25 protein-coding genes and 1 pseudogene are annotated in these 24,170 nt (G+C 41.1%); 5 read left to right on the top strand and 21 right to left on the bottom strand.

The annotated features are described in order from the left end of the window. Nucleotides 1-446: 446 nt before the first annotated feature. From BQ9859_RS02050 to BQ9859_RS02110, 13 genes and pseudogenes are all read right to left on the bottom strand, one after another. Nucleotides 447-587: a Maff2 family mobile element protein gene (locus BQ9859_RS02050; RefSeq protein WP_015574377.1), complete on the bottom strand. Its 141-nt coding sequence runs from the start codon at nucleotides 585-587 to the stop codon at nucleotides 447-449. A 67-nt stretch (nucleotides 588-654) separates the two neighbouring features. Then, a pseudogene (locus BQ9859_RS02055) lies at nucleotides 655-2,148 on the bottom strand (VirD4-like conjugal transfer protein, CD1115 family); the annotation flags it as partial. An 85-nt stretch (nucleotides 2,149-2,233) separates the two neighbouring features. Beyond that, nucleotides 2,234-4,135, bottom strand: a complete 1,902-nt coding sequence (locus tag BQ9859_RS02060) for an AAA family ATPase (RefSeq protein ID WP_075876638.1) — start codon at nucleotides 4,133-4,135, stop codon at nucleotides 2,234-2,236. Nucleotides 4,136-4,149: 14 nt separating this feature from the next. Next, nucleotides 4,150-5,580, bottom strand: coding sequence for a MobQ family relaxase (gene mobQ / locus BQ9859_RS02065; protein WP_075876675.1), 1,431 nt, complete (start codon nucleotides 5,578-5,580; stop codon nucleotides 4,150-4,152). 116 nt (nucleotides 5,581-5,696) lie between these two features. Beyond that, nucleotides 5,697-6,002 (bottom strand): DUF3847 domain-containing protein, encoded by a 306-nt coding sequence (locus BQ9859_RS02070; RefSeq protein WP_002584968.1) that lies wholly within the window; start codon nucleotides 6,000-6,002, stop codon nucleotides 5,697-5,699. Between the two features lie 121 nt (nucleotides 6,003-6,123). Further along, nucleotides 6,124-6,957 carry a methyltransferase domain-containing protein gene (locus BQ9859_RS02075; protein WP_002584969.1) on the bottom strand — a complete coding sequence of 278 codons (834 nt, stop codon included), beginning with the start codon at nucleotides 6,955-6,957 and terminating at the stop codon, nucleotides 6,124-6,126. 185 nt (nucleotides 6,958-7,142) lie between these two features. Then, nucleotides 7,143-7,439 (bottom strand): P-loop NTPase family protein, encoded by a 297-nt coding sequence (locus BQ9859_RS02080; RefSeq protein ID WP_070087571.1) that lies wholly within the window; start codon nucleotides 7,437-7,439, stop codon nucleotides 7,143-7,145. 133 nt (nucleotides 7,440-7,572) lie between these two features. Then, nucleotides 7,573-7,767: a transposon-encoded TnpW family protein gene (locus BQ9859_RS02085; RefSeq protein ID WP_022030172.1), complete on the bottom strand. Its 195-nt coding sequence runs from the start codon at nucleotides 7,765-7,767 to the stop codon at nucleotides 7,573-7,575. Nucleotides 7,768-7,845: 78 nt separating this feature from the next. Beyond that, nucleotides 7,846-9,696 carry a recombinase family protein gene (locus tag BQ9859_RS02090; RefSeq protein ID WP_202613435.1) on the bottom strand — a complete coding sequence of 617 codons (1,851 nt, stop codon included), beginning with the start codon at nucleotides 9,694-9,696 and terminating at the stop codon, nucleotides 7,846-7,848. 47 nt (nucleotides 9,697-9,743) lie between these two features. After that, the gene (locus tag BQ9859_RS02095) at nucleotides 9,744-10,052 is read right to left on the bottom strand and encodes a hypothetical protein (RefSeq protein ID WP_054352683.1); all 309 of its coding nucleotides are present in this window, start codon (nucleotides 10,050-10,052) and stop codon (nucleotides 9,744-9,746) included. Then, a complete protein-coding gene (locus tag BQ9859_RS02100; RefSeq protein ID WP_002604484.1) occupies nucleotides 10,049-10,522 on the bottom strand; it encodes a PcfB family protein in 474 nt (157 codons plus the stop codon). Before BQ9859_RS02100 ends, BQ9859_RS02095 begins: the two co-directional genes overlap by 4 nt. Nucleotides 10,523-10,558: 36 nt before the next feature. Continuing rightward, on the bottom strand, nucleotides 10,559-11,503 hold the full coding sequence (locus tag BQ9859_RS02105; RefSeq protein WP_002604485.1) for a DUF6017 domain-containing protein: 945 nt from the start codon (nucleotides 11,501-11,503) through the stop codon (nucleotides 10,559-10,561). Nucleotides 11,504-11,631: 128 nt separating this feature from the next. Beyond that, nucleotides 11,632-11,850, bottom strand: coding sequence for a hypothetical protein (locus BQ9859_RS02110; RefSeq protein WP_002604486.1), 219 nt, complete (start codon nucleotides 11,848-11,850; stop codon nucleotides 11,632-11,634). A gap of 77 nt (nucleotides 11,851-11,927) precedes the next feature. Between BQ9859_RS02110 and BQ9859_RS02115 the strand changes: the two genes are divergently transcribed. The 4 genes from BQ9859_RS02115 to BQ9859_RS02130 all read left to right on the top strand — a co-directional run bounded on the left by BQ9859_RS02115 (nucleotide 11,928) and on the right by BQ9859_RS02130 (nucleotide 15,207). Next, entirely contained in the window at nucleotides 11,928-13,466 is a 1,539-nt protein-coding gene (locus BQ9859_RS02115) for a DUF4368 domain-containing protein (RefSeq protein WP_235846373.1), read from the top strand. A gap of 103 nt (nucleotides 13,467-13,569) precedes the next feature. After that, complete coding sequence (locus BQ9859_RS02120) at nucleotides 13,570-14,271, top strand: SdpI family protein (RefSeq protein ID WP_083662610.1); 702 nt, start codon at nucleotides 13,570-13,572, stop codon at nucleotides 14,269-14,271. A 373-nt stretch (nucleotides 14,272-14,644) separates the two neighbouring features. Next, nucleotides 14,645-14,989: a DUF6442 family protein gene (locus BQ9859_RS02125; RefSeq protein ID WP_075876642.1), complete on the top strand. Its 345-nt coding sequence runs from the start codon at nucleotides 14,645-14,647 to the stop codon at nucleotides 14,987-14,989. An 11-nt stretch (nucleotides 14,990-15,000) separates the two neighbouring features. Beyond that, complete coding sequence (locus tag BQ9859_RS02130) at nucleotides 15,001-15,207, top strand: helix-turn-helix transcriptional regulator (RefSeq protein ID WP_075876644.1); 207 nt, start codon at nucleotides 15,001-15,003, stop codon at nucleotides 15,205-15,207. A gap of 280 nt (nucleotides 15,208-15,487) precedes the next feature. On the opposite strand, the gene BQ9859_RS02135 is transcribed toward BQ9859_RS02130, so the two are convergent. The 6 genes from BQ9859_RS02135 to BQ9859_RS02160 form a co-directional block, all read right to left on the bottom strand. Beyond that, nucleotides 15,488-15,946, bottom strand: coding sequence for a helix-turn-helix domain-containing protein (locus BQ9859_RS02135; RefSeq protein ID WP_075876645.1), 459 nt, complete (start codon nucleotides 15,944-15,946; stop codon nucleotides 15,488-15,490). A gap of 470 nt (nucleotides 15,947-16,416) precedes the next feature. Then, nucleotides 16,417-16,974, bottom strand: a complete 558-nt coding sequence (locus tag BQ9859_RS02140; protein WP_075876647.1) for a hypothetical protein — start codon at nucleotides 16,972-16,974, stop codon at nucleotides 16,417-16,419. 404 nt (nucleotides 16,975-17,378) lie between these two features. Then, on the bottom strand, nucleotides 17,379-17,684 hold the full coding sequence (locus BQ9859_RS02145; RefSeq protein WP_075876649.1) for an AlwI family type II restriction endonuclease: 306 nt from the start codon (nucleotides 17,682-17,684) through the stop codon (nucleotides 17,379-17,381). 119 nt (nucleotides 17,685-17,803) lie between these two features. After that, nucleotides 17,804-18,301 carry an antitoxin gene (locus BQ9859_RS02150; RefSeq protein WP_075876650.1) on the bottom strand — a complete coding sequence of 166 codons (498 nt, stop codon included), beginning with the start codon at nucleotides 18,299-18,301 and terminating at the stop codon, nucleotides 17,804-17,806. Beyond that, a complete protein-coding gene (locus BQ9859_RS02155) occupies nucleotides 18,298-19,155 on the bottom strand; it encodes a DUF3990 domain-containing protein (protein WP_075876652.1) in 858 nt (285 codons plus the stop codon). Before BQ9859_RS02155 ends, BQ9859_RS02150 begins: the two co-directional genes overlap by 4 nt. A 318-nt stretch (nucleotides 19,156-19,473) precedes the next feature. Next, a complete protein-coding gene (locus BQ9859_RS02160) occupies nucleotides 19,474-20,745 on the bottom strand; it encodes an ATP-binding protein (RefSeq protein ID WP_075876654.1) in 1,272 nt (423 codons plus the stop codon). 464 nt (nucleotides 20,746-21,209) lie between these two features. Between BQ9859_RS02160 and BQ9859_RS02165 the strand changes: the two genes are divergently transcribed. Then, nucleotides 21,210-22,493 (top strand): ATP-binding protein, encoded by a 1,284-nt coding sequence (locus tag BQ9859_RS02165; RefSeq protein ID WP_075876656.1) that lies wholly within the window; start codon nucleotides 21,210-21,212, stop codon nucleotides 22,491-22,493. A 240-nt stretch (nucleotides 22,494-22,733) separates the two neighbouring features. Here the strand turns inward: BQ9859_RS02165 and BQ9859_RS12550 are convergent, their stop codons facing one another. Beyond that, nucleotides 22,734-23,552 carry an ATP-binding protein gene (locus BQ9859_RS12550; RefSeq protein ID WP_202613436.1) on the bottom strand — a complete coding sequence of 273 codons (819 nt, stop codon included), beginning with the start codon at nucleotides 23,550-23,552 and terminating at the stop codon, nucleotides 22,734-22,736. Further along, complete coding sequence (locus BQ9859_RS12555; RefSeq protein WP_202613437.1) at nucleotides 23,552-24,112, bottom strand: AlbA family DNA-binding domain-containing protein; 561 nt, start codon at nucleotides 24,110-24,112, stop codon at nucleotides 23,552-23,554. The genes BQ9859_RS12550 and BQ9859_RS12555 overlap by 1 nt, the downstream gene beginning before the upstream one ends. Nucleotides 24,113-24,170: the final 58 nt, after the last annotated feature.

Below are 24,170 nucleotides of genomic sequence, written 5' to 3' on the forward strand. Positions count from 1 at the left end.
ACCCAAGTTTCCAATCTGTATCAATTTGAAAATTGACATTTTCAAAAATGTTATCATAGCTGGATGGATAGGCAAAGGTAAGGTTCTCGACTCGGATCATCGACATATCGCATTCCTCCTTTATTCCGGGGATAAAGAACATAAAATAAGAGCTGCAAGAAAGTCAATTCTTGCAGCTCGTCACAGCATAATAGTACCACTCCTATCAAGAGTGATACGCCTACGATATATCGAGTGAATAGACTTTTAACTTTCTTGCAATGGGTACAATGGTACTGTAAAACACAGTATCACTGTATATTCCAATTTATTTGCAAGAAAAGTTAATCATCTTTCCACCTCACTCATTTTTTCTAAAGTGTATCATAAATGGGTTAAAAAATCAAGTAAAAACAGATTTATACAGAATAGCAGCGGCTGTCATTGGAATTTGTTGTTCTGTTACTTTATGGTACATGAGCATTCGCGCCGGGGTTATCGTTGCCGTACCCCTCCATGAGGTTAATGCCGCCCCAAATGCCAAGTCCTGCGCCAAGCGCGATTACCAAAGTCTGCAATACGTCAACTGCGCTGTTGAAAAAATCCATATAAACCTCGCTTTCTGCCGCTAAAACGGCTCAAAAAATGTTGTTGGAAATAAAAATGCCGCCGTTTTTATTCGGCGGCTGCGTCCTCGTCGGACAAATCTATTTCGTATATGTCAAAGGGTTCGTCGGGCTTTACGATTGCCGGACGGGTGGACATATACCGTTCAACGTCAAAAGCGTTTTTCTTGTCGAAGTCGGAAAGGTATTTGTAGTTCGGGTGCTGCGTTATATCGTACTTATCGCTGAAAAAGGGGCGCACGCCGCGCAACTGCAAAATACATTTTCCTCCGTCCATAACTGCGATTTCGTCCTGTGTCATCAACTCCTTTCCCAATTTCTGATAATTGAGGCCATGAGAAACCTGCGTGCCGCGATTTTCGGAAGTGTTGAAACTGTCGATTGTTTCACGTCCCAAGTTCTCCGAAATATCCTTTGCATTTTTCCCGCGCCCTCCCAAAAACAAGGTGCTGTCGGCATTGTCAAGTATGATTTCTGCCGCGTCCTTGTAAATGGCTTTTAGCTGGCTCTGCGATTGCAGAATGATAGAAGCCGAGATTTCCCGGCTGCGGATTGTGGCAATCAATTTTTCAAACTGCGGGATTTGTCCAATGTTTGCAAACTCGTCTAACAGGCAGCGAACATGAACCGGCAGCTTGCCGCCGTATTCGTCGTCGGCCTTGTCGCACAAGAGATTAAATAACTGCGATTGCAGCATAGCGATAACAAAATTAAACGTGCTGTCCGTATCGCTCATAATCAAAAACAAAGCTGTTTTTCTGTCGCCTAACGTGTCAAGTTCTAATTCGTCGTAGGACATAAGATCGCGCAATTCCTTTATATCAAAAGGAGCGAGCCTCGCACCGCAAGAAATGAGGATTGATTTTGCGGTTTTGCCCGCCGCCAATTTATATTTTCGGTACTGCTTCACCGCGAAATGGTCGGGGTCGCGTTCTTCCAAGTCGGCAAACAGCAAATCGACGGGGCTTTGATATTCCTCGTCGTCCTCGCGGGCTTCGCTGGCGTTGATAAGTTCCAACAGGGTAATAAAGTTCATTTCCTCGGCGGGGGCTTCGTACCAGATGTAGCCCACCAACGCGCAATACAAAAGCCGTTCTGCCTTTACCCAAAAATCCTCCGCGCTTTTTTCTCCCTCACCTTTGGTATTCGCTATCAACGTATTTACCAGCTTCAAAATATCTTTCTCGCTGCGGATATACACAAAGGGGTTGTAGTGCATAGATTTTTTGAAGTTAATCGTATTCAGTACCTTAATGCGGTAGCCCGCCCGTTGCAGCAGCTTCCCGCACTCAATCAAAACCGTACCTTTCGGGTCGGTTAAGACGTAAGAGGAATGAAGCTGCATTAGATTAGGTTTGACAAAAAATCTTGTTTTTCCGCTGCCGCTGCCGCCGATCACGACGACGTTCTTATTTCTCGCGTACTTCGGCTGCTTCGGGCGGCTGTTCATGGTAAGCCGTTCCGTCTGCGTCAAAATGATGTTGTTTTGGAAATCCGGGTCTATGTAGGGCTTTATATCTTCGGCGTTTCCCCATGAAGCGTTTTGTCAAGTGCTTTTTTGAGTTATTGACGCAAATTCTTGTGAAAGTGCGAAAGTGCAAAGTGCAAAGGGTCTGCGTTTTGCACTTTCAGATTGCGGGTTCGGGTGGCTGCTTCTTCTTGATGAAGTTATACCATTGACCGCCGACACGCCTTGCGCCTAAAATACCGCCCATGTTGCGCTTGGCGTTCTGTACCGTCCTCTCGGATATTCCGGCTTCGGCTGCGGCCTTTACAATGTCCTCGCTGGCAAGTTCTTTCCCGTCTGCAAGCAGGTCAAGTATCAGCTTCTCGGCTTGCTCGGTCTTGGTGGCGGTGTTCCCGCCCGCGCCGGATAGCAGCTCGTCGGCGGTTATGTCATATTCGCCTATCCATGAAAAGCCTGTTTCCGGGTCAAGGCAAAAGGCAACGGGCTTGCCCTCCGGCGCAAGGGAAGATTTGTCATGGACGATAACGCGCACATTCGGCTCCCGCTTCACGCGCCCGATCAGCAGGACGCTCCTTGCTGCGGCGCGGAAGTCAATAGAACCTAAGCCCCGGTATGCGCTCTGTCCTCCGGCGGCTTTGTTCAAGTGTCCGATAAGGATAACGGCGCACCCGGTACGCTCGGCAACATCGGCAAGGCGGCGGAACATGGGGCGCACTTCGTTTGCCCTGTTCATGTCGGTCTTTTCGCCCATGTACGCCTGTATGGGGTCAAGGATAATCAACCGCGCCCCGTTCTGCGTGATTGCCTTTTCTATGCGCTCGTCGGAGAGGGTAAGCTCCCGTTTGGCTTCATCAATCACAAGCACGCGGTCAAGGTCGGCTTCGGCTTCTATCAAGCGGGGCTTGACGGTATCGCCCAGCCCGTCCTCGGCGGTCTGGTAAATCACTTGGAATGGCGGCAAGGGCTTCATTCCCGGCAGCGTTCCCCCGGTGGTGCAGGCGGCGGCAAGGCGTAGGGCAAAGGTGGTCTTGCCCTCGCCGGGGTTGCCTTGCACAATGGTTACTTTCCCAAAAGGGATATACGGCTCCCATAGCCATTCAACGGTCTGTGTGTCAACCTCGCTCATGCGGATAATCTCGACGGTTTCTTCCTGCGGCGGTTCTTTCAATCCGTAAACCGCTTCCCGGATATACTTCCCGTCTGTGATTTCTGCCCGGTGCTGCAATACCTCGTTCCAGTCCTTGTAAAGCGGCACAAGGCGGTGGACGGTCAAGCCCTCCGGCACAAGCTCCGCAAGGCGGCTGCAAGCGTCGTTTCCGGCTTGGTCGCTGTCAAGGCAGAGGTAAACGATCTTGATGTTCGGGCGGTCAGAGAGGAAACGCAACAGGGCTTTTTCTCCCACGCCGCCCAATGACAGGTAGCTTTGCTTCTGCCAATCCTTTTTGAACAGGCAGAGGAAAGAGAGCAAGTCAACGGGGGCTTCAAAGACAAACAATCTTTCGCCCTCGCCCCGGTAACAGAAGTTAAAGGCTTTGTCGCTGCCTTTCACATCAAGCCGGAAGTTTCCCGCCGTTCCCTTGCTGTGGGCGTAGCGCGGTATTTCGTCCTCGTCCCGCCCCACAAATACGGCGTTGTGGTGGGCTGCGTCCTCATAAATATCGCCGCGGGCAAAGAAAAAGCCCGTCACATCTTCATCAATGCGGCGGGCTGCTGTAAGGTAGTTCCTCGCTGTTCGGTTGTCGCTGTTTGGGGGTGGTAGCCGAAAGTCGGAAAGGGACGTGGGGCAAGGTCTGTCCGGCGGCGGTGCGGCTCCCTTTTCTCCTGTGAGAAGTTCCACGGCTTCGGTGAAGCTCTTGCCGAAAAACTCCATGACAAAATCAATGGGGCCGCCGCCCTTGCTCTGGCTGTGGCGATACCACTTGTTGCCCCGGACGGTCAAGCTGTCGTGCCGTTTCCATCGGTATTCCTGTCCGGCGCGTTCCAGCGGTTCCCCCTGCGATTGCAGGAACAAAACAAGGTCGGCTTGGTTCGCCCGGTCTATCTGTTCTTGGGTGTAGTACAAAAAACTCACTCCTTTCATCGGTCTATGTCGTGCCGCTTTGTGCGGGTCTGTGTCTGCTCCGGCTGGTCGGCGCGGTGGGCTTCCTCGTACTTGTCGCGCTTGTTTGTCCAGCCGTTTTGCAGCTTTTTCAGCTCATCGTGAACGGGCTTGTACTCGGTGTAGTTCTTCCCGTATTCAATCAGCTTTTGCAGCTTCTTCATGCGTTCCTCGGCGGTTTTCATTCCTGCCCGGATAGTGTCGGCCTGTTCGCTGACAGAGGAAAGGGCTGCGTCCAGCTCATCAAGGGTAGAGATACCATGCTCGGTCAGATAGTTGACCGCTGCCGCTATGGTTTTCAGTTCATCGGCTGTGTGCTGTTGTTGCCAACGCTGCGAATACTTCCGGCTCTTTTCTCTCTGAACGCTCAAATACTTCATCAGCAGATTTGCAAGGCCGGGGGATTGTTGCGGCTGTTCCGGGGCGGTTTCCCACGCTTTGAACAGGTCGGCAATCCATTCTTTGAGCTTTCCAATCTGCGCTCGGATTTCCCGTATAAGGCGGTTTGCCTTTTGGATATTCCGGTTCAGTTCGCCTTTCTCGGTGGCAATACCTTTCTTCTCCATCTGGCAAGCCGCCACGCCCATGTGGACGGTGGGTATCTCGCCAATGCCGCGCTCGGCGTTGCTGCGGTGGTCGATACGCTCCGGGCTTCCGGCTCGTTCAAGGTAGGCGTTTGAAATATCCGCCCATGCCTTACGCCACAAGAGGGCGTTGCCCTTGTCGTTCCAGCCGGTCAGGTCAACTTTGTGCGTCTTGTATCTGCCGCTTGGCAAGCGGATACGCTCGCCGTTTTCATCAAGGTCATATTCCTTTTGGGACTTTGCCGCCCATGCGCCGCGCTCGTCAAGGGGGCGCATGGTAAGCATGATGTGACAATGGGGATTGCCCTTGCCGGTGTCGTGAATGGCATAATCAACGCACATTCCTCTGGAAACAAATTGAGAGGAACAGTATTCCCGGACAAGCCGGATCTGTTCCTCTCTGGATAACTCTATGGGGAGCGCCGCGTCAATCTCTCTGGCAAGCTGGGCGTTCCCGGCTTTCTCGTAAAGCTCCACGCTGTTCCACAAGGTTGAACGGTCAGAGAAAGAGGGCGGGGCGTGGGGTGGCAGCATAATTTCCGTATGGACAACACCGCCTTTGCGGGTGTAGTCGTGTGTCATTCCGTCCCACTCATTTGTCAGCTTTTCGCCGCTTCGGTAGGCGGCTGCGGCAACGGCTGATTTGCCCTTGCCCCGGCTGACAATGCTGATATTACAATGATAGATGGCTATGGGTATCACCTCCCGGATAAAATGAAAACCCGCAAAAATGGTACAGACGCCAAAGGCGGGTATACTGTTTTTGTGGGTGTGCAGGGATAGCCGCGTAAGCGGCGCAAGGGGTGCAGCCCCTTGTTGCGGCAAAGCCGCCAATGTCGGTCAGAGAGGGAAGCAAGCGGCTTTCTCTCTGTGCCGACAAGCCCTCGGCAGAGCGCACGCACCCGTAAGGGTGTATAAGTGCGCCCTTTGTACCAAAGGGATTATTCGCTTTTCCCGCCCTCGGTGCGTTTTTTCAGATAGCCCCGCGCTTCCTCGCTCGTCAGGGCAAGCCGGAGAAAGGCGGCGGCTTCTTCGTCGGTCATGGTCTTTGCTTCTGGCACAATGCTCTCAAAGACCGCACCCCGGACGATCAGCCGATGGCTGCGCGTCCTGCGTTCCTCTTGGGATAACTTTTGCCGCAACACCTTTTCCCGATTTTCAAGCTGCCGGATTTTCTTCTTCCCGTCCTCAATCTCGGCTTGCAATTCCTCGCGTTTTTTTCTCTCGGTTTCGTCATGGGTGGTCACTCCTTTCTACCTGTCGGCACAGAAAAAGGACAGTCGATTTCCTCGGCTGTCCTTTTGATTAGGGTGTTTGGTTTACTCCGTTCTGCTCAATAAATGGGAATATTAAATATCAATACGCCCTTTAATACATTCCTATTAAAACATCAGCTTCGATTGTCAAATGTGTGAGAGTACGCCAATCAACGCAATCTTTTTCAACGCAAAAGAGAAGCGGCGTCATTTCAATAAACGACATTCTTTGTTCTGATGACAACTGTACGGTGGCTGAAACCGTTTCTCTTGAAATGGTTTTAAGATATTTCTCAAAATATTCAACGACAGACTCATTTGAATAATCTGGATTTTTCAAGTGTGCTTGCACTTTAGTCCTGATTTCCCTCAAATGATTTTTCGTAGGAATTACTTTCACAACATATCCGTTAGGAGATAGCAATCGCTGAAATTCTTTGTAGTGTGCAGGCGAAAATATGTCTAAAATACAATCCATACTTCCGTCTTTCAAAGGGATTTTTGATAAGTCAGTAACAAACCACTTCACTGCTTTGCGCTTGTCTTTTTTTGATGCAATCTGTATTGCCTCCCTTGACAAGTCAAAGGCAAAGATGTTTCGTTCTGTTCTTTGCTGTATCTGCCTTGCATAGAAACCCTCGCCGCAACCAACATCTAAAATGTTTCTTATAGATGGCGTATCAGAAATAAACTGTATGATTTTCTCCAACACAACATCATACATGCCATACTCCAAAATTTGGTGCCGGTTGTCAAAAGACCGCTTGCTGTAGTTGGTTTTGGGCGATGATTTTAACAACAAATTTACATACCCATATCTTGAAATATCAAAGCAATGTCCATGTCTACAAATTAGGCTATTGCCTTGTATATCCATTGATTTTGTGCAAATTGGGCATTGAAAATAAACCTTGCTGTCTGCAAAGCGTGATAAATTATTATTCATTTGTTTTTCCTCCGTAATTACATCTCTGCTTCAATAAGCGAGTTATGCAATACGGATAACCGCAACATAACTCGCGGTTTTATCTTAATCTCATAAATGTAACCATTGTGTTGTCCTCCAATCAATTCCGCAGTATTACTCTGCTTTTAGAAAAAGTATAGCACAAAACTATGAACATTTCAACTCTATTTCAGCCTGTCGGCGACGTTGCTCTCTCTGGCATACCGCCGCGCCGCTTCCCGCCGTTCCTCGCTGTATGGGGCGGTCAGACGGAAAGAGAAGCGGCCTTTCTCAATGTCAAACTCCATGCAGCCCGTTTCCGGGTCTGCGTCGGTCTGGCGGCACACATCGGGGTGCTGCTCGGCATAGGCGGCAAGCCGCTTCTTCAAGTCGGTGTTGTGGGTACGGATATGGATCAACGGGTCTTTCTCATCAAACCAGATGTCTGTGACCTTTTTTTGCTTGGGAAGCCCTGTTCGCATAAACTCTCCTTTCTGCGCCCTCGTTTGGAGAGAGGGGCATTTTTGAGGGAATTTTCCCGGCTCTTGACTTGGGGAAAATGGGGATTTTCAAATAGAAACCGCCCCGGCGAACCATTCTTCGTCCGGGCGGTTCCTATCGCGTGATTTTCGTTTTTTCCGGCTCTTGACCGTCCTGCAAGCTGTCGGCAAGTATCACTTTGAGCAGCTTGTCGCGGAATGTTTCTGTGCCGCTGTGGTTGAAAAACAACTCCGCAACGATGGTCTGTCCGTCCCTCTGTGTCGTGATAACACTGTCGGGGGATTGAGGTGTCCCGTTCTGTTCTGCCATAGGCGGCTCCTTTCTCTGGGTGCAAAAGAGGGATTTCCCGTAGCCCGGAAAATCCCTCTTGGTTGTCAGTATTCGGTTTTACTGTGCGGGTGCTGCGGCGGCTTCCTGTGCCTTTTTCTTTGCCCGGTATTCCCGTGCTTTCATACGGTCATACTCCCGTCGCTTTTCAAGGTTTCGCGCCCGGTACTCCCTTGAATACTGCCGGTGGTAGGCGCGGCTCTTTTTCTTTTTGGCTTCTTCGATTTCCTCCCGCATTTGCCGGATTTCCTGCTCGGTCGGCTCTGCAAGCTGCGTTACTTCGTTCTCAAACCTGCCGATATAGTTGAAATATATGCTGATGTGCTGGATTGCGTATCTCGCCCTTTTCTGGTCGCGCTCATGCACTTCAATCCTGCTGATAAACTCGTTGAGAATGGCGGGGGTGAGGTCGGTAAAGGCGGCATGGCGTTCCGTCAGCTTCAAAAACTTCTGCGCCCGCCCTCCCGCGTTCTCATAAGCGGATAGCTGCTCTTGGAGTCCCGCAAGCTCCGTTTTCAGTGTGTAGTATTCTTCCGAATATTTCTTCGACATTTGCTCATAGCGGTCTTGCGGGATAGCGCCGAGGGCGTTGTCCTCATAGAGTTTATTCAGAACCTTGTCAATCTGTTCAAGGCGCGTTGTGATTTGCGGGATACGTTTCTGCTGCTTCTTGGTCTGGTCGGTCTGCTGCATGGCAAGGTTCTTTTTCACTAAGGCTTCAAACTCCGCCCGGTTGCTGATAGAGTAGTCCTCGATTTTCTTCAGCACTTCCGCGACGGTCTGCATAAGCAAGTCAGCGTCAATGATGTGTGGGGAATGGCACTTGGGGTTTTTGGCTTTCCCCTTGTGGTACTCGCTGCAATAGGCAACGTGCCGCTTGCTGCCGTATCTGTAATCTATGCGGATGTGCATTTTTGCGCCGCAATCCTTACAGAAAAGCAAGCCCGACAAAGGGTGGATTTCCCCGTCCCCGTTGGGGCGTCTGACGGGCGCGTTTTCCAAAATCCGCTGTGCGGTTTCAAAGTCGGCGCGGTCAATAATCGGCTCATGCACATTTTCGGTTATCTGCCATTGGCTCCGGTCTACATAGTGGTTCCGCTTGTCCCGGAAATGCTTTGAAGTCTTGAAGTTGACTACATCGCCGCAATACTCCTGCCGCGTAAGGATATGGGTCAAGGTGGCTTTGTTCCACTTGTAGCGGTTATCCTCATTGAGCGCCTTATTTTTACACGTTCCCCGTCCCCGGTCTTTCATGTAGAATGTGGGAGTAGGGATTTGCTCGTTTTTCAGATATACGGCAATTTGGTTGCGGTTCTTCCCGCCGATAAACAAACGGAAAATAAGGCGCACAACCTCGGCGGCTTCCTCGTCGATTATCCAAAAATCCTTGTTGTCCGGGTCTTTGACATAGCCGTAGGGGGCTTCGGTGGCAATCGGCTTTCCGCTCATGCCTTTGGTCTTAATGCCCGTTTTCACTTTCTTGCTGATGTCCTTTGCGTACCACTCCGACATGATGTTGATAAAGGGCGCAAACTCCAATGTGTCGGGCTTCTCGCTGTCAATGCCGTTGTTGACCGCGATAAAGCGCACGTTGTTCCGTCTGAATATCTCCATAGCGTTGCCGACTTGGAGATAGTCGCGCCCCCAGCGCGTCAGGTCTTTCATAATGCAAACGCCGACTTTTCCGTTTTCAACGTCCTCCATCATGCGGGAGTAGGCAGAACGGTCAAAAAATCTGCCGCTTTCATCATCGTCGATGTAGTGCCGGATATTCGTCAACCGCTGCCCTCTGGCGTAGTTCTCCAAAAAGATTTTCTGGTTCTGTATGCTGTTGCTCTCGCCGCCGTCCCTGTCCTCGTCCCCTACGGAAAGGCGGGAGTAAAGGGCTGTGATTTTGTTGTAATCATTCATGTGCATATCCTCCTGTGCGTCCATGTAGGTGTCCTTTACACTTAAGATTATGCACTCCATCGGGCAGAGCCGTACTCCGCGCCCTTGCGGTATTTCTTCGCGTTTTTCCCTTTGACATAGACTATCAAGCGGATAATCACCGCACCGACAATGCCGACAAGCAAATCCAACGGGTAAACGCTCGGCAAGGCGTTTTCAAAGGCTGCGGAAAATCCTTGTGTGATATTCAGTATCTTTGCAGAAATATCCGCGCCGGGGGCAAGCCGCACCGCCTGTCCGACTTTATCAAAGAGATAGACAAAGAACACATAGGGGATATTCGGAAGTATCAGCTTTTTGTAGTTGATCTGCTTCATATCTCGCGCCCCCTGTCCATTTTCTTTACCTTGTCGCGGGCGGCGTTAAGCTGCTTCGCCTTGTCCTTTGCAGCGGCAAGGGCTTTGCGGATAGAGGGCTTTTTCTCCCGGTTCAGCTTCTTTGCGGAAAACTCTTGAAACGCTGCGGTCATAACGTCCGCGTCCCGGCCTTTGAAAAACACAAGGTAACGGGTCTGCTCGCCCTTAACCTTTTTTAGCGAAAAATCTATGTTGTATTTCTTCGCCGTACTCTCAAAGGCTTTAATATTGCTGTCGGTGATCTCGATGTTGGAAACACCCGCGTTCTGCTTCATAAGCTGCCGCATGGTCTGTTTCCCATGCGCGGGTTTGCTTTTCTGCTCCAAAAACTTTTGGATTGCTTTCTGTAACGCCTGTTCGGTAAGCCGCGCCGCGCCTTTTCCCACTTTGACGTATAGGGCAATCGTTTTTTGGGTTACTTCCTCCTGCAAGGTATCAACTCCTTTCCCGGTAAAGTGCGGCTATGCTCATTCGCCGCCGTATAAGTCGTGATTGACAAGGGCGGTATAGTAGCTGTCAATGGTACTCGGCGCGTTGAACAGCACCGCTTTTAGATACTGCTTGATGTTGCGCACTTTGGTTGTGTTCTCCCTCATGCAATCCAAAACAAACTCAATATGGCTGCTGTTCAGCTTCAAAAACTTGGATTTCACCAATTCGGCGGGGTAGTCGTCCCCGGCAATACGGATTGTCTTTCGGGCTGTGCAGACGGTTTCCAGCATAAGGTCAACAATCTCGTCCAAACGGTCTTTGTCAATTTTGCAGTTTTGAATGAGATGGTCGTATTCGATATTGTCCTTGATAATCTCCCTGTAAATCTCTACTGCGCTATTGCTTTTCGCTTCCGTTCTTTTCCTTTCCGGCGGCGTAGCCGCTTCGCCATGCGCAAAGGGCAAGGGGTTTAGGGAATGGAAAGGAATGGAATCGGTACTTGATAAATCAGTAATTGATTGTTCTTTACTTAATATATCTTTATTTAATTGCGTTGGATTTTCCAACGTAGGTTTTTCCTGCGTAGGTTTTTCCAACGTTGGATTATCCAATGTTGGATTTTCCAATGTAGGTAAATCCAATATAGGCGGCTGTCCGCCGCTGGTAGCTGCTTCCGGCTCTCGCGGCTGCGGCTGCTCGTATATGACGTAATCTGCGCCCCGCAAGCGTCCCTTTTCGTCGCGCTCCCGGCTGCGCACGATATATCCGGCTTTTTCGAGTTCCTTTACCGCTTCGCGGATTGCGTCGATCTTCTCCCGGTTGATATGGGATAAGCCCGCAAGGGTATAATCCCAATCTTCGGGCAGCGAAAGCATTTGCGACAACAAGCCCTTTGCCTTTAAGGACAATTCCTTGTTTCGCAAGTGGTGGTTGCTCATAACGGTATATCCCGTATTTCGCTCCACTCTGAAAACTGCCATATTTCCTCACTTCCTCTCTTGGTATGCGTGGACAATTAGAAAGCCGTTTTCGGCTGTTTTGGTATTGCAATATGCCCTTTGCCGTTTTCGCGTCTGCAAAGCCGCATGGCACAAGGGCTTTTGCCCGTCTATTTGTCCATGCTGGCGTGCGTTTTCCGCGTCCTTTTGCCGGGGCAATAGGGACACTCTTTGAAAACGCAAAACTCATATTTCCACCCGGGGCGGTAGAAACGGCAAGTGCCGCAATCTTCATCATCTCCGGCACAACCGGATTGATAGCGGTCAAATCCCGGCTTCTGCTGCATGAGCAATTCAAACGCCCGCTGCTTGCCCTTTGTGAAATACATTCCGGCTGCACCTCCTTTCCTGCGGGCATAAAAAAACGGCGTTACTTTCTCCCCCAAAGGGGTTAAGGTAACGCCGTTTGTGTGCGTATTCAGTTTTTAACACATTCCCTGTCTATCCGCTGTCCGCAAAACCATTGATTTTATTAGCTTTTTGCCGCTATCGCTATCACACCTCATTATTTGAACGCCCGGATTTTCAGCGCATGATAGACGATGTGGAAGCCGGAAAAGTAAACTGCATTGTCACGAAAGACCTTTCCCGTTTCGGGCGGGAACATGTGATGATGGACTACTATCTGGAATTTCTGTTCCCGGAAAAACGGGTGCGCTACATCGCCGTTGCGGAGAATGAGGACACAGAGAAAGGGCTTTCCGATTTTGTCCCGTTCAAAAACCTGTTCAATGAATGGTTTGCGAAAGATACAAGCCGCAAGGTAAAGGCCGCTTTCAAAGCAAAGTTTGCCACAGGACAGCGTATCGGCGCTTATGCTCCCATCGGGTACAGGAAACACCCGGAAATCAAAAACAAGCTGATAATCGACGAGGAAACCCGCTGGATAGTGGAGAAGATTTTTGACCTCGCCATTCATGGCAGAGGGGCGGCCAGTATCACAAGAATACTGATTGCGGAAAAGGTTCCCACGCCGGGATTTATCAACTTCCAGCGTGACGGGACTTTCGCAAACATCTATGCGGGTGCGCCAGAGGAAAAAAGCTACGCATGGACGATAGCGCAGGTCAAGAGCATTATGAAAGACGAAACCTATATCGGCCATACCATCCACTACCGGGAAACAAACATTTCCTTTAAGAACAAGCGGAGGATACGCAAGCCCCAAAGTGAATGGGTGCGGGTGGAGAACACGCAGGAGCCGATTATCAGCGAACAGGTTTTCCGGCAGGTACAGGAGCAGATAGCAAACCGCCGCAGAAAATGCAAGGACGGTACAACACAGATTTTTTCCGGATTGGTAAAATGTTCGGATTGCGGCTGGTCGTTGTCCTATGGGGAGAACAGGCAGAACAGCAAGCCTTACGGCCATTATCATTGTAGCAAGTACGGACAGGGCACACGCCAATGCTCCATGCATTATATCCGCTATGATGTGCTTTACGCCTATGTCCTCTCCCGTCTGCAATACTGGTCGGGGCTGGTACAGCATGATGAAGAACGGCTTTTGAAGCGGCTGTTAAATGCCAATGACAAGGGACAGGCCGCCGCAAGAAAGAAGCAAGCCGCAGAGTTGAACAAAGCGGAGAAGCGGAAAGCCGAAGTCGATACCCTGTTTGCCCGGATGTATGAGGACTGGGCGGCGGGGCGTATCACAGAATACAACTTCTCTATGCTGTCCGGGAAGTACCAGAGCGAACAGGCTGAACTGGACACAAAGATTGAACAGCTTCAATCCGCTATCGCCACTGAAAGCCAGAACGCCGCAGACGCAGAAAAATGGATTGCCTTGATGAAAGAGTGCGTCAATCCAACAGAACTGACCGCCGAACTTTTGAATACGCTGATTGAAAAAATCGTTGTCCATGAAGCGGTCAAAGGTGAGGACGGAAGCCGGGAACAGGAGGTAGAAATCTTCTACCGCTTTATCGGCAAAATTGATTAAATGACACCAATATTTTTAACTATGTGATACCGGCATCTCTATTCCAGATGCAGACGTTCTTATTCATATTGCAGATCTTTTAGAAGTTTCAGTTTATCAGTTATTGGATTTAAATGAAACAAGCTTAAAGGAAGAGTCTTTATCCAATGAACTAGAAAAATTAAACCAACTGCTTGCTGAAAATAACAAAAAAGAAAAACTAATCAAGGAAGCATATAAAAAAAGAAGTATGATCATCTCTCTATCCTTCTTATCCTTGATTCTTGCTCTAACGATTAAAAATGAGATAATCTCTATTTTATCGATAGCAATATGTTTGCTTTTATCAATAATCATATTATATCGAAATTTGGCATTGTTTACTTCTTTAACAACCAATGATATAAGGATACATGTTATGCGTATCACAACAATTTTCAACATATCTATTTTTCTTATCTGCACGATTCTTTCTTTATTGATAGGATTGGATTTTTTGAGATTAAGTGTAGCGAGTGAAAAAATTTTTGCAATGTCCATCATCTCTTGTGTAATTCTATTTAGTGGCATTATTTCTCCCAAATTGCCATTTACCAAGCATACTGGCTTGCGCTTGCCTTGGACCATCCAAGATGAAGACACATGGAATCTTGCCCATCAAATCATAAGATATATCTCTTTTCCGATTGTTATCTTATATCTTGCCGCTACATTTAGTTTTGAAAACTTTGAAGCAGTAACTTTGGGTGTGATAATCATCTGGATAGGAATTCCAGGCCTGCTATCTCTCATTTATTATTGTAAAAAAACAATTGGTCATATTTAGATTTATTTAAGAGGAATGAACACTCTAAGACGTTCATCGTTACTATTTACTAATCTAGAGATATCAAATCAATTGAGAACTCTTTTTTAAACAAAGAAAGGCGCATTCCAAATAAAAATAATTCAAGATAATGAATTAGTATTCAGCAGTTTGATTTAGTATCGTACTATAATTAAGAAAATTGCTGTTATCACAACGTAGATTATCCTTTTTCAGCAAGTATTTAGAAAGCTATTAAATTGCAAACATAACGAAACCATCAGTATAATTGACAAGAAAGCTTAGCAAAAAAGGGAAAATTTTATTGACAAGAAAACTTGGCAATAGTATAATTTTATTGACAAGAAAGCTTGGCAAAAAAAAGGAGGTTTTTATGAATAAAGAAGATATTCTAGAAAGAAGCAGGGAAGAAAATCGCAATGGAGACGAGTTTGAAAAAGCAAAAAAAGAAACAGCTCTTAATAACAGTTATTTTATTGCTGCCTTTTGTTTATTTTCATTAGCTATAACTTGTTATTTAGGCATTACAACTGGAAATATAATCATTCTATCAAAACAATTTAATTTAGCAGACATATTATGGTCTATTTTCTTTTTAACAAGTGCTGTAGAATATAGTACGAAATTTGTATATCTAAAACAAAAAAAGCATTTGTTCTTAGCTTTATTTTGGATATGCAGTCTGGTTATATGCCTGATTTCTATAGCTAGATCATAAGTGATAGAACCATGAACAAGCCATTGATTCTAAAAAATAATTTAAAAGAAGCAAGAAACGAAAAAGGTTTCTCACAACAAGAATTAGCAAAACTGGTTGGTGTTTCAAGAAATACAATTAGCTCTATTGAAACAGGACAGTTCAACCCTACTGCTAAACTAGCACTTATTCTATGTATTGCACTTGATAAAAAGTTTGAAGAATTGTTTTATTTTTAAATCATAAAATAGTTGAAAAATAATCTATATTTGAGTTAGAGAAAAGTATCGCAGAAACAACATGTCCCTCCTTACTGGTAAACCAGCAAGGAGATTTTTTTTAAAATTTAGTTATGAATTCAAGGTTTTTCTCAAACTATTCATTCACATTTTAAATTTATTTTATCACTTCCTAGTCGTATATTTAAATAACCGAATACCACACAACTGTCTGCTTTCTTATCTTCTCTAATCATAAATATTAAACTATAAAAGATGATTTTTTTACATTATACAAATGTTATTTTCTTAAATATTTCCCAACGACAAAGAGACCTACCAACATCTCCGCAACAGATAATCCCAGCAGCAATCCAGAAAGAAAATCTTTAAAATCAGATCCACCAAAAGCATAAGACAATGCCTGTAAAGCAACACTCATTATAATCAACAAGATGCCATACTGCAGATTTTTTTGTTTTTCAAGTTCTTGTGTTCTTCTTATCAGTTCCAATATTTGTTCTTCCATAAACGAGGGAACACTGTTCTCTGAAACTTTACCATCCATTAGTTCAGCAATAGTTATACCAAGTTCCTCACATAAAGTTCTGACGACTGAATAATCCGGCATGCATTTCCCGGTTTCCCATTTCGAGATAGTTTTGTTAGAAACTCCTAATTTTTCTGCAAGCTGTTCTTGTGTAAAGTTCTTTTCTTTTCTTCTTAGTGCAATAAATTTTCCAATCAATATCTGATCCATAGATGAACCTCCATATATTTTATATAAATATAATATAGTCTTCTTAACTATTATAAAATCCATTATTTGTAGAATGAAAGTAGAAATCCTATTAACTATAAAAAAAGTAATAGTTTAGAACTATCATAATATGATTTAATTATAAGTTCTTTAATAGATACTAGCTATATTTCTTTAACGTATTCTATATTTTTCATTCTAAAAGAAGTATCTAAACTTCTCATAAAGTCTGAACACTTCTCTAATCTTCTCACAATAATTAATACTAACAATAATATCAATTTGTTTTTTTATCTCTATATAAATTCATTCAAAATATTCATAATAACTATCCTCTTTACTAAAAAAACAACTAATAATAGATTTTAAGCTATTATTATAATCTTGTATCTATTATCTATATAATTCACTAGCTACTATTAAGATAAATATTTATTAAATAATATCCGAACAATAAATTAAATTTTAATTCAATTCTTTTTCATTAATTCTAAAAAAGTTTTTTTAGTATTTATTCTTTTTTCTATCAATTCAAGATCATCACTAGGTATTTTAACTCGCTTTAGTATTTTTTCATCTTCATAAACAAACTCATATGAATCAGCTATTTTTTTATAATTGAATACAGATTTATAAACTCTATTGTTTGACTTAGTCCTAATATTTATTTCGTCAACATAATACCACCTACGTATTTTTACATACACAGAGATAAATGAACAATAAACTGCTTCTATACCTAGTGTTACATATGATAATGTAACCATCTCTAAAAAAACATAATCTTGCTTTAATTTGAAGATATACATAATCAAGAAACCAACTAGATAAATGATAATTAAGAAGTAATTGATATAGTTTGAAATATATGAATTATCAATAGGCCTTATTTGCATTTTCTTATCCAAAAATTTGATATTGCCAAAAGCCACTATAGCATTTGATACATACTGCCCTACAGCTAAAAATAATAATAAGAATAATCCTATATTTTTTATCTTTTCTGCGATAATACCATTAATTGGCAATGTATATATATGATTGTTAAATAAAAATATCAAATGTATAGAAAATAAAATGATAATTAATATATTACTTTTAATCTTATTTTTTTTAACGAATTCTTCATCTGATAAAGTTATGTAGGAATAAAAACAATTTTTTCCTCCGTTTTTCTGTTTGTAATAAATGATGCAACTAATGGTATGATTATACTTGCAACAAACTCATAAAACACCTTATCTAATTCATTCATATACCCGCCATATTTCTTAATTCATATACAATATTATTTTATTAAATAAATTACTATATCAAAAATACTTTTAGTTAATTTTATATTAACATATATCTTATTAAGTAAATTCTTTAAATATTCGAATAATACTATAGTATATGTTATGAAAACTATTTATTATTTGGAAAATTTTGATTAGATATCTATATGTTTTACACCATTACGAACCAAATATGCTCTCTCTGAAACGATAGTATTGATATGTTGTTTCCATTCTGGAGCATTTAATTGATCTCTCTTTATTTCACATTCCATTATTAAATCTCTCAGATGTTCTGGCTTAGCTCGATTCCCTTCAAACATCGCTACAAAGTATTTCTGAAATTGTTCCAAGGTAAATGGAACAATATTTAGTCGTTGTTTTATATCATCTTTCGTATACCAAATACCATGCCTAAATGTTTCAGCTGTATTAGTATCAATTTTGATAGTAATGAACATTTTGAGAGCTCCGAAACCTTATATAATAAGGCTTTTAATGTCTTTTTGTCGCTTACTTGTTGCATTCCCAAAACCTTTCAGAACAACTCAAATAGTTATCAAAATAATTTATACAACACTTAATTCTTCAATCTTTTTATTCTTCTGAGTATTTTTACCCCCTCTTTAGTCAATTGGTCACTATCTTTATCTAATACTAATGATTTTGCTTCTAAGATCCTATCTATTGCATTCATTGGATCTAGGGAATGATATGCAAAGAATAAATGCCTAAGCTCTGTACCTTTTATAATCTTATAAGCATTTTTACTATCAATTTGATAAACATATGATAGATATCTATAAATATACCCTATCCAATACATCTCATTAATTGAAAACTTTATTTTTCCATAACTGGTTTTACCATATTCTATATCAAGTTCTTCAAAAATTTCTTCAATTGTCATGCTTTCGTTTATAAAGGTTAAATTATCCATTCTAGAAACAAATTTAGAATTCATAAATCGGCGGATAAATATATTTGAACTACATTCTTCTCTAGTAACAGATTGTTCAAAAATTTTACCTTGTATATCACATAGTAACAAACCTACTTGATCCATTTCTCTTTTCATAATATTTCGTCAATATATTGACCTCGCCCCCTATACTGTCTTCGAGCCATTTTAATTTTAGTATCTCCAACTTTACTATCCTCTAATCTTTTGATTTGATACTTTTCTTTTTCTTTACCACATAAATAGCATCTTTCAACAATTTTTACCTGACTCAACGCTCTCTCTGTTTTAAAAACATATTGAAATCCTAAATTAGTAGCTGCCAAACAATGTATACATTGTTCATCAGTAATTTCACCTTCAATAAAACTATCTATAATTCTAAACATCCTGTTATCAGCAATTGGTGCTACTAAATAATCTATGTCTTCTAATTTGTTAATTAACTTTTTGATAATCGAATGATCTTCATAACCACTTAGCTTTCCTCTAAAATATGCTATTGTCAGCATCCATTCTTGATTGACTTTATATTCAATGCTAGAAAGGTTTTGTGGATTAAAACTTAATATATAAACGCTAGATGTATCAAATCCACTTACAAATAATGATGACTGCTCAAAACTTTCACCGCAGTAAAATCCTTTACCAAAATCATTATTGTTTTTTGAATGCTCAATATCAATATTACCCTCTATAATGTTCTTGGCGCCATGGTATAATACTAATTTATTCTCATTTGCTAAATCTTCATAATAAAGTTGTGCTTTAATCTCATTTATAAAGATATTATTATTTAATGCAAAAGTATATATTTTTTCGATATTATTTTCATTTGTATCCATTTTGCCAGTTTCCCATCTTGCTACCGTAATCGCATCAACATCTATTTTTTCAGCAAATTGTTTTTGAGATAAATTAAGTATCTCTCTAATTAATTTAACATCCTCATCTATTCTATAATTCACCATAGATTCGATATCACCTCACAACTTTATTATAGCATACGCTAGTAACAAGTTAAATATAAACTTTTTATTATCATACGCTAGTAAGAAGTTTTTTATACTCTTTACAGTCTGCATTTTTAAAAAGAAAAAGAAGTATCTAAACACTCACTGTGTCTAAATACTTCTCTAATCTTCTCACAACAATTATTACTAACGTTTTGAAAACTACGAAACCAAGATAAAATAAGGATTTTTGAGCTATTTTGTTGCATACTTATTGCATTGCCAAAACATTTTATTACAACATGATACTATTCTTTAATTAGAATAGCAGGAGTTTTAAAAGATCTCAACTCTGTTTAGCAAGAAGTCAATTAAACTGCAATGATAAATTCCATGATTATCATAATAATTATGAGATATATCATTTCTAATGATAATTTTTTTAAAGAAGTCATTTGTTAGTTTCAATGAATTCAATTCAGAATTTATTTTTTCTTCTTCATCCATTCTTAATGCTGATTGAATATATATTCTTTTATCACCATCATTTACCACAAAGTCTACTTCTTTTACAGCTGTAGTTCTATTTGCACGATCATATACAACTCCTACATCAACTGAGTAACCTCTTTTGATCAACTCAATATATATAATATTTTCCATTAAATGACCAGGATCAAATTGTCTAAAATTAAGTCTAGCATTTCTAAGCCCAACATCTGTAAAATAATATTTATTCGGATATTTAAAATATGATTTCCCTTTTATATCATATCTTTTTGCTATTAAAATCAAAAAAGCATTAACAGAATGATTGATATAATGACTAACAAGAATATTATCTATTTTTTCTTTCTTCTCATGAGAAATTGCATTTGCAACTTTTGTAGGATTTGTTAAAGATGAGATTTGTGAAGATAAGTAATCAAGGATTTCTTCTAATATATCTTCTCTTTCTATACCATTTCTTTCCTTAATATCTTTAATATAAACTTCTTCATAAAGTGATAGCAAATATTTTTTCTTAGCATTATCATCTTTTAATTGCGTTAACCTTGGCATTCCGCCATAGAGCATATATTCTTCTAAACAATTTCTTTCATCTCCACCTCTATATGAGTAATATTCTTCAAAAGATAGAGGATAAACATGAATTTGGGTTGATCGTCCTCTAAATTCAGTTAAGATATCACTTGCTAACATTCTAGAATTTGAACCTGTAACATATACATCCAGATTTTTATATGATTTTAATTCATTTAACATATCATAAACAGTTACTTCCATATCGCCATTTTCTTTGTCAACAGTTTTCATGCTCATTTGAATTTCATCAATAAACACATAATACTTGCTGGCATCATCTGTTATGATTGATTCAACATAATCACATAAAAGAATAGGATTACGATATTTATAATATTTTCTTTGATCCAATGAAATAGTAATAATATTTTCGTCTGATACTCCTGTTGATAATAGATAATCTTTAAATAATTCAAATAGAAGAACTGATTTCCCACATCTTCTAAGACCTGTTATCACTTTTACTTGTCCATCCCACATACTAGATTTAATTTCTTCTAAATAAAAATCTCGGTTAATCATATTCTACCTCCATCTGTAATCAATAACGTTTGTACTTATAGATATAATATACTTTTTACCTTATAAAAACAATTATTATCTATAAGTATAAACAAATATGTTTTAACTTATAGATCTATTATATACACTTTTCAAAAATATATTCATAAATGATTGATATTTTATTTAGACGGAATAAAATATCATTAAAAAAGATCCAAGATTAGTCTTGAACCTTTCTTCGTATTCGTTTTGATTAAAGTTTTGAGAACTCCTAGGTACGATAAAATAAGGATTTTAGAGTGGTTTTGTTACATACTTGTTGCATTGGCAAAACTTCTTAAAATAATCCATATCAATTCTCATCAATATCTTTCACAAGTATTATTACAAATGTGTTAACTAATTTTCAGCAAATATGTTAACTAAAAATTGACAAATATGTTAACTATCATTTATCATTTTATTAGATAGAGGATTTACTAATGAAAGAATACAAACCAAGGATAGCAGACGAACAATTAAAACTAAAGCTAGAAGCATTTGGTGCTACGTTGATTGTAGGTCCAAAAGGCTGCGGAAAAACAACAACAGCCAAGCAGCAAGCAAAAAGTTTTATAGAATTTCAAGATGAAGACGAAAGAGAGAACTATTTACTAATCGCAAATACGCATCCATCTGATTTGTTGATAGGAGATAAACCTCGATTATTCGATGAGTGGCAAGATGCTCCAAAAATATGGGGAGCAATTAGAAAAGATGTCGATGATTCAGGAGAAGTTGGCCAATATATATTAACAGGGTCAAGTTCAGAAAGAATTGATACTCCTCATACCGGAACACTTAGAATATCTAGAATTAAGATGTATCCTATGAGTCTTTATGAAAGTAAAGAATCAAATGGTGCAGTTTCGCTTCAAAAACTATTTGATGATCCTAATTCATTTTCTGGATGTCATTCCGATTTAACAATTGATGGCATAAAATTTGCAATATGTAGAGGTGGATGGCCAGCGAGCTTAAAAGGTAAGACTGATAAAGCAAAACTGGAAATTGCAAAAGATTTATTTAATCAAACTTGTAATGTAGATATTTCTAAAATAGATAATATTAAAAGAAACCCTTTATGGGCTAGAACATTGTTAAGATCATATTCAAGAAATCTTTGTACATTAGCTGAGACCAAAACAATTTATGGAGACACTGTTTCAACTTGTGAAATGTCTAAGCCTGTTTATTATGAATATATATCAGGGCTTGAAAAACTGATGATTATTGAAGACATAGACGCTTGGTGCCCATCTATACGCTCAAAAACAGCAATACGTTCATCAAAAAAAAGAAACGTAATTGATCCATCTATTGCAGCTGCTGCACTAGGGGTTTCCCCTGAATATTTTGCTAAAGATTATAAAACACTTGGATTTCTTTTTGAATCATTGTGTATCAGAGATTTAAAAATTTATTCTTCTGCAAACAACGGAACGGTTTCTTACTATCGTGATAGATATGGTTTGGAAGCTGATGCAGTCCTTCATTTAGATGATGGAAGATATGCAATCATAGAAATTAAGCTGGGTCAAAGTGAAGTTGATGAAGGAGCTAAACATTTATGCGAAATTGAAAAATTAATCAAAAAATACAATAAAGAAGAAAAACAAATTCCATTGCGCTTGCCTGATTTAAAATTAGTAATAACTGGCACTCAATACGGTTATAGACGTGATGATGACGTATTTGTAATCCCTTTAGGCAGCCTAAAAGATTAATGACTGTGAAACGATATCAAGCATCTAATACGATGCTTTTATTTTGCAAAAGAAAAAGATCGCCCGATAATGAGCAATCTTGATTTTCTCTTGACGATAAAATTGATTAACGTTTGGGTAACCGAAAACAGCGGGAAAATCACGGGTTATACGGAAATTTGTTGCAGATACGTTACAAACCCACGATGCCTCACCATGATCGATTACACCTCTACCATATAAAATTTATAGTACCACTTTTTATTTCACAATTATCCAGATACCATTTCTTTTTCCACCCTCACGCTGTATTATTCCTTGTTCTGTCATCTTTTTCATAGTTCTTTTAATTGCAGCAATCGAACTTCCTGTAATCTCAGCCAATTCTATTTGCTTACTTCTAGGGTTCTTTTTTATCTGTTCTAAAATCAAAGTTTCTAAAGTATCATTTGGGTCCAAAGTATCATTCAAAGTATCTCCCTGATACTTTAAATCCTCTTGGTTTTCTATATTTCCCACCTGTACAAACGACAGCGTCAAAATTGTTCGATCAGGATTATACTGCTCTTCAACCACAGGAGTTTCCCATCCTTGTGTTTCCCATACATCATAAATATCCGGCACGCCACTTCCAGCCTGCTCTCCAATACCTATGATATTAAACATTTTCATCAGGGCCTTATTTCTAGGATCAGAAATACCTCCTTTTAACATCTGATCTTTTCCGGTACGGATATAGCCAGGATTCTCCATAATAATTCTATCAGTATTTTTCCGAATAACAACACCACGTGGCACGAAGAAATCGGTGTTCGTGAGACAATTAGCTAATGCCTCACGCATAGCTCTATGAACAGGTGTATCATCAATCCGAGTAATTCCTTCCAGTTTAAACGGAATCTTCAGATCTTTAACAAGCTTACTGTTTACACGAAAAAAGAAATCAAAGAGATTTCCCGTCCAATCACCGGAACTGGACTGTAAACGATCAGTCCAACGGATTGCCGGATCAAGCATCTCACGGTAATCCAGAAAATATTCTGGATACTCATATAAAATCTTATATTCCTCACCAAACATTAGAAGTCCTGCCCCTGTGGGATGCATTTTTTATCATCTCGTGATCGTTTTGCTGCACCAATCTGTTCCAGATAATCTTCATCCGTCAGTTTTTCCCACACATGATTCGGCCGCAAAGCAGCGTGTCTGCTGCGATACGCATGAACAGTATCCATGTTCAAATCACTGATTTCCATATCATCCAAAATTTTCATATCTGATGTTTCTTCCGTCTGATCCCGAAGCATAGCTCGAATCTCACTTGGCGTACAATGATAATCTCCTTCGCCGTTACGTCGAAAAGTTCCACCAAACAAATTATCATTAATATAAACTGGTTTTTCTTCACGTGTCGCTCTCGGCACATGGATTACCATGACAACATCTTCGTCCATTTCGTAAACTTCCACATTATCATCCGTAAGAAGGTTAATACTGACTTTCTTACTGTTATTGATACTATTCCAAAAATCTTTTTTCAATTTCTCAACATCTTTTAGACCAGTTGTTGCAAAACTACCATCTTCTTTTTCTATCACGCCTAATAAAATGATACCGCCATAGAAGAATAAGTATCCCATAGGCTATTTGGCAATCCGCCTTTGGCTTTTTTAACTTCCAGGCGATTATTTTCGCGGT

Origin of the sequence: Merdibacter massiliensis, from assembly GCF_900155395.1 — a bacterium.
GTDB classification, from domain to species: Bacteria; Bacillota_I; Bacilli_A; order Erysipelotrichales; family Erysipelotrichaceae; genus Merdibacter; species Merdibacter massiliensis.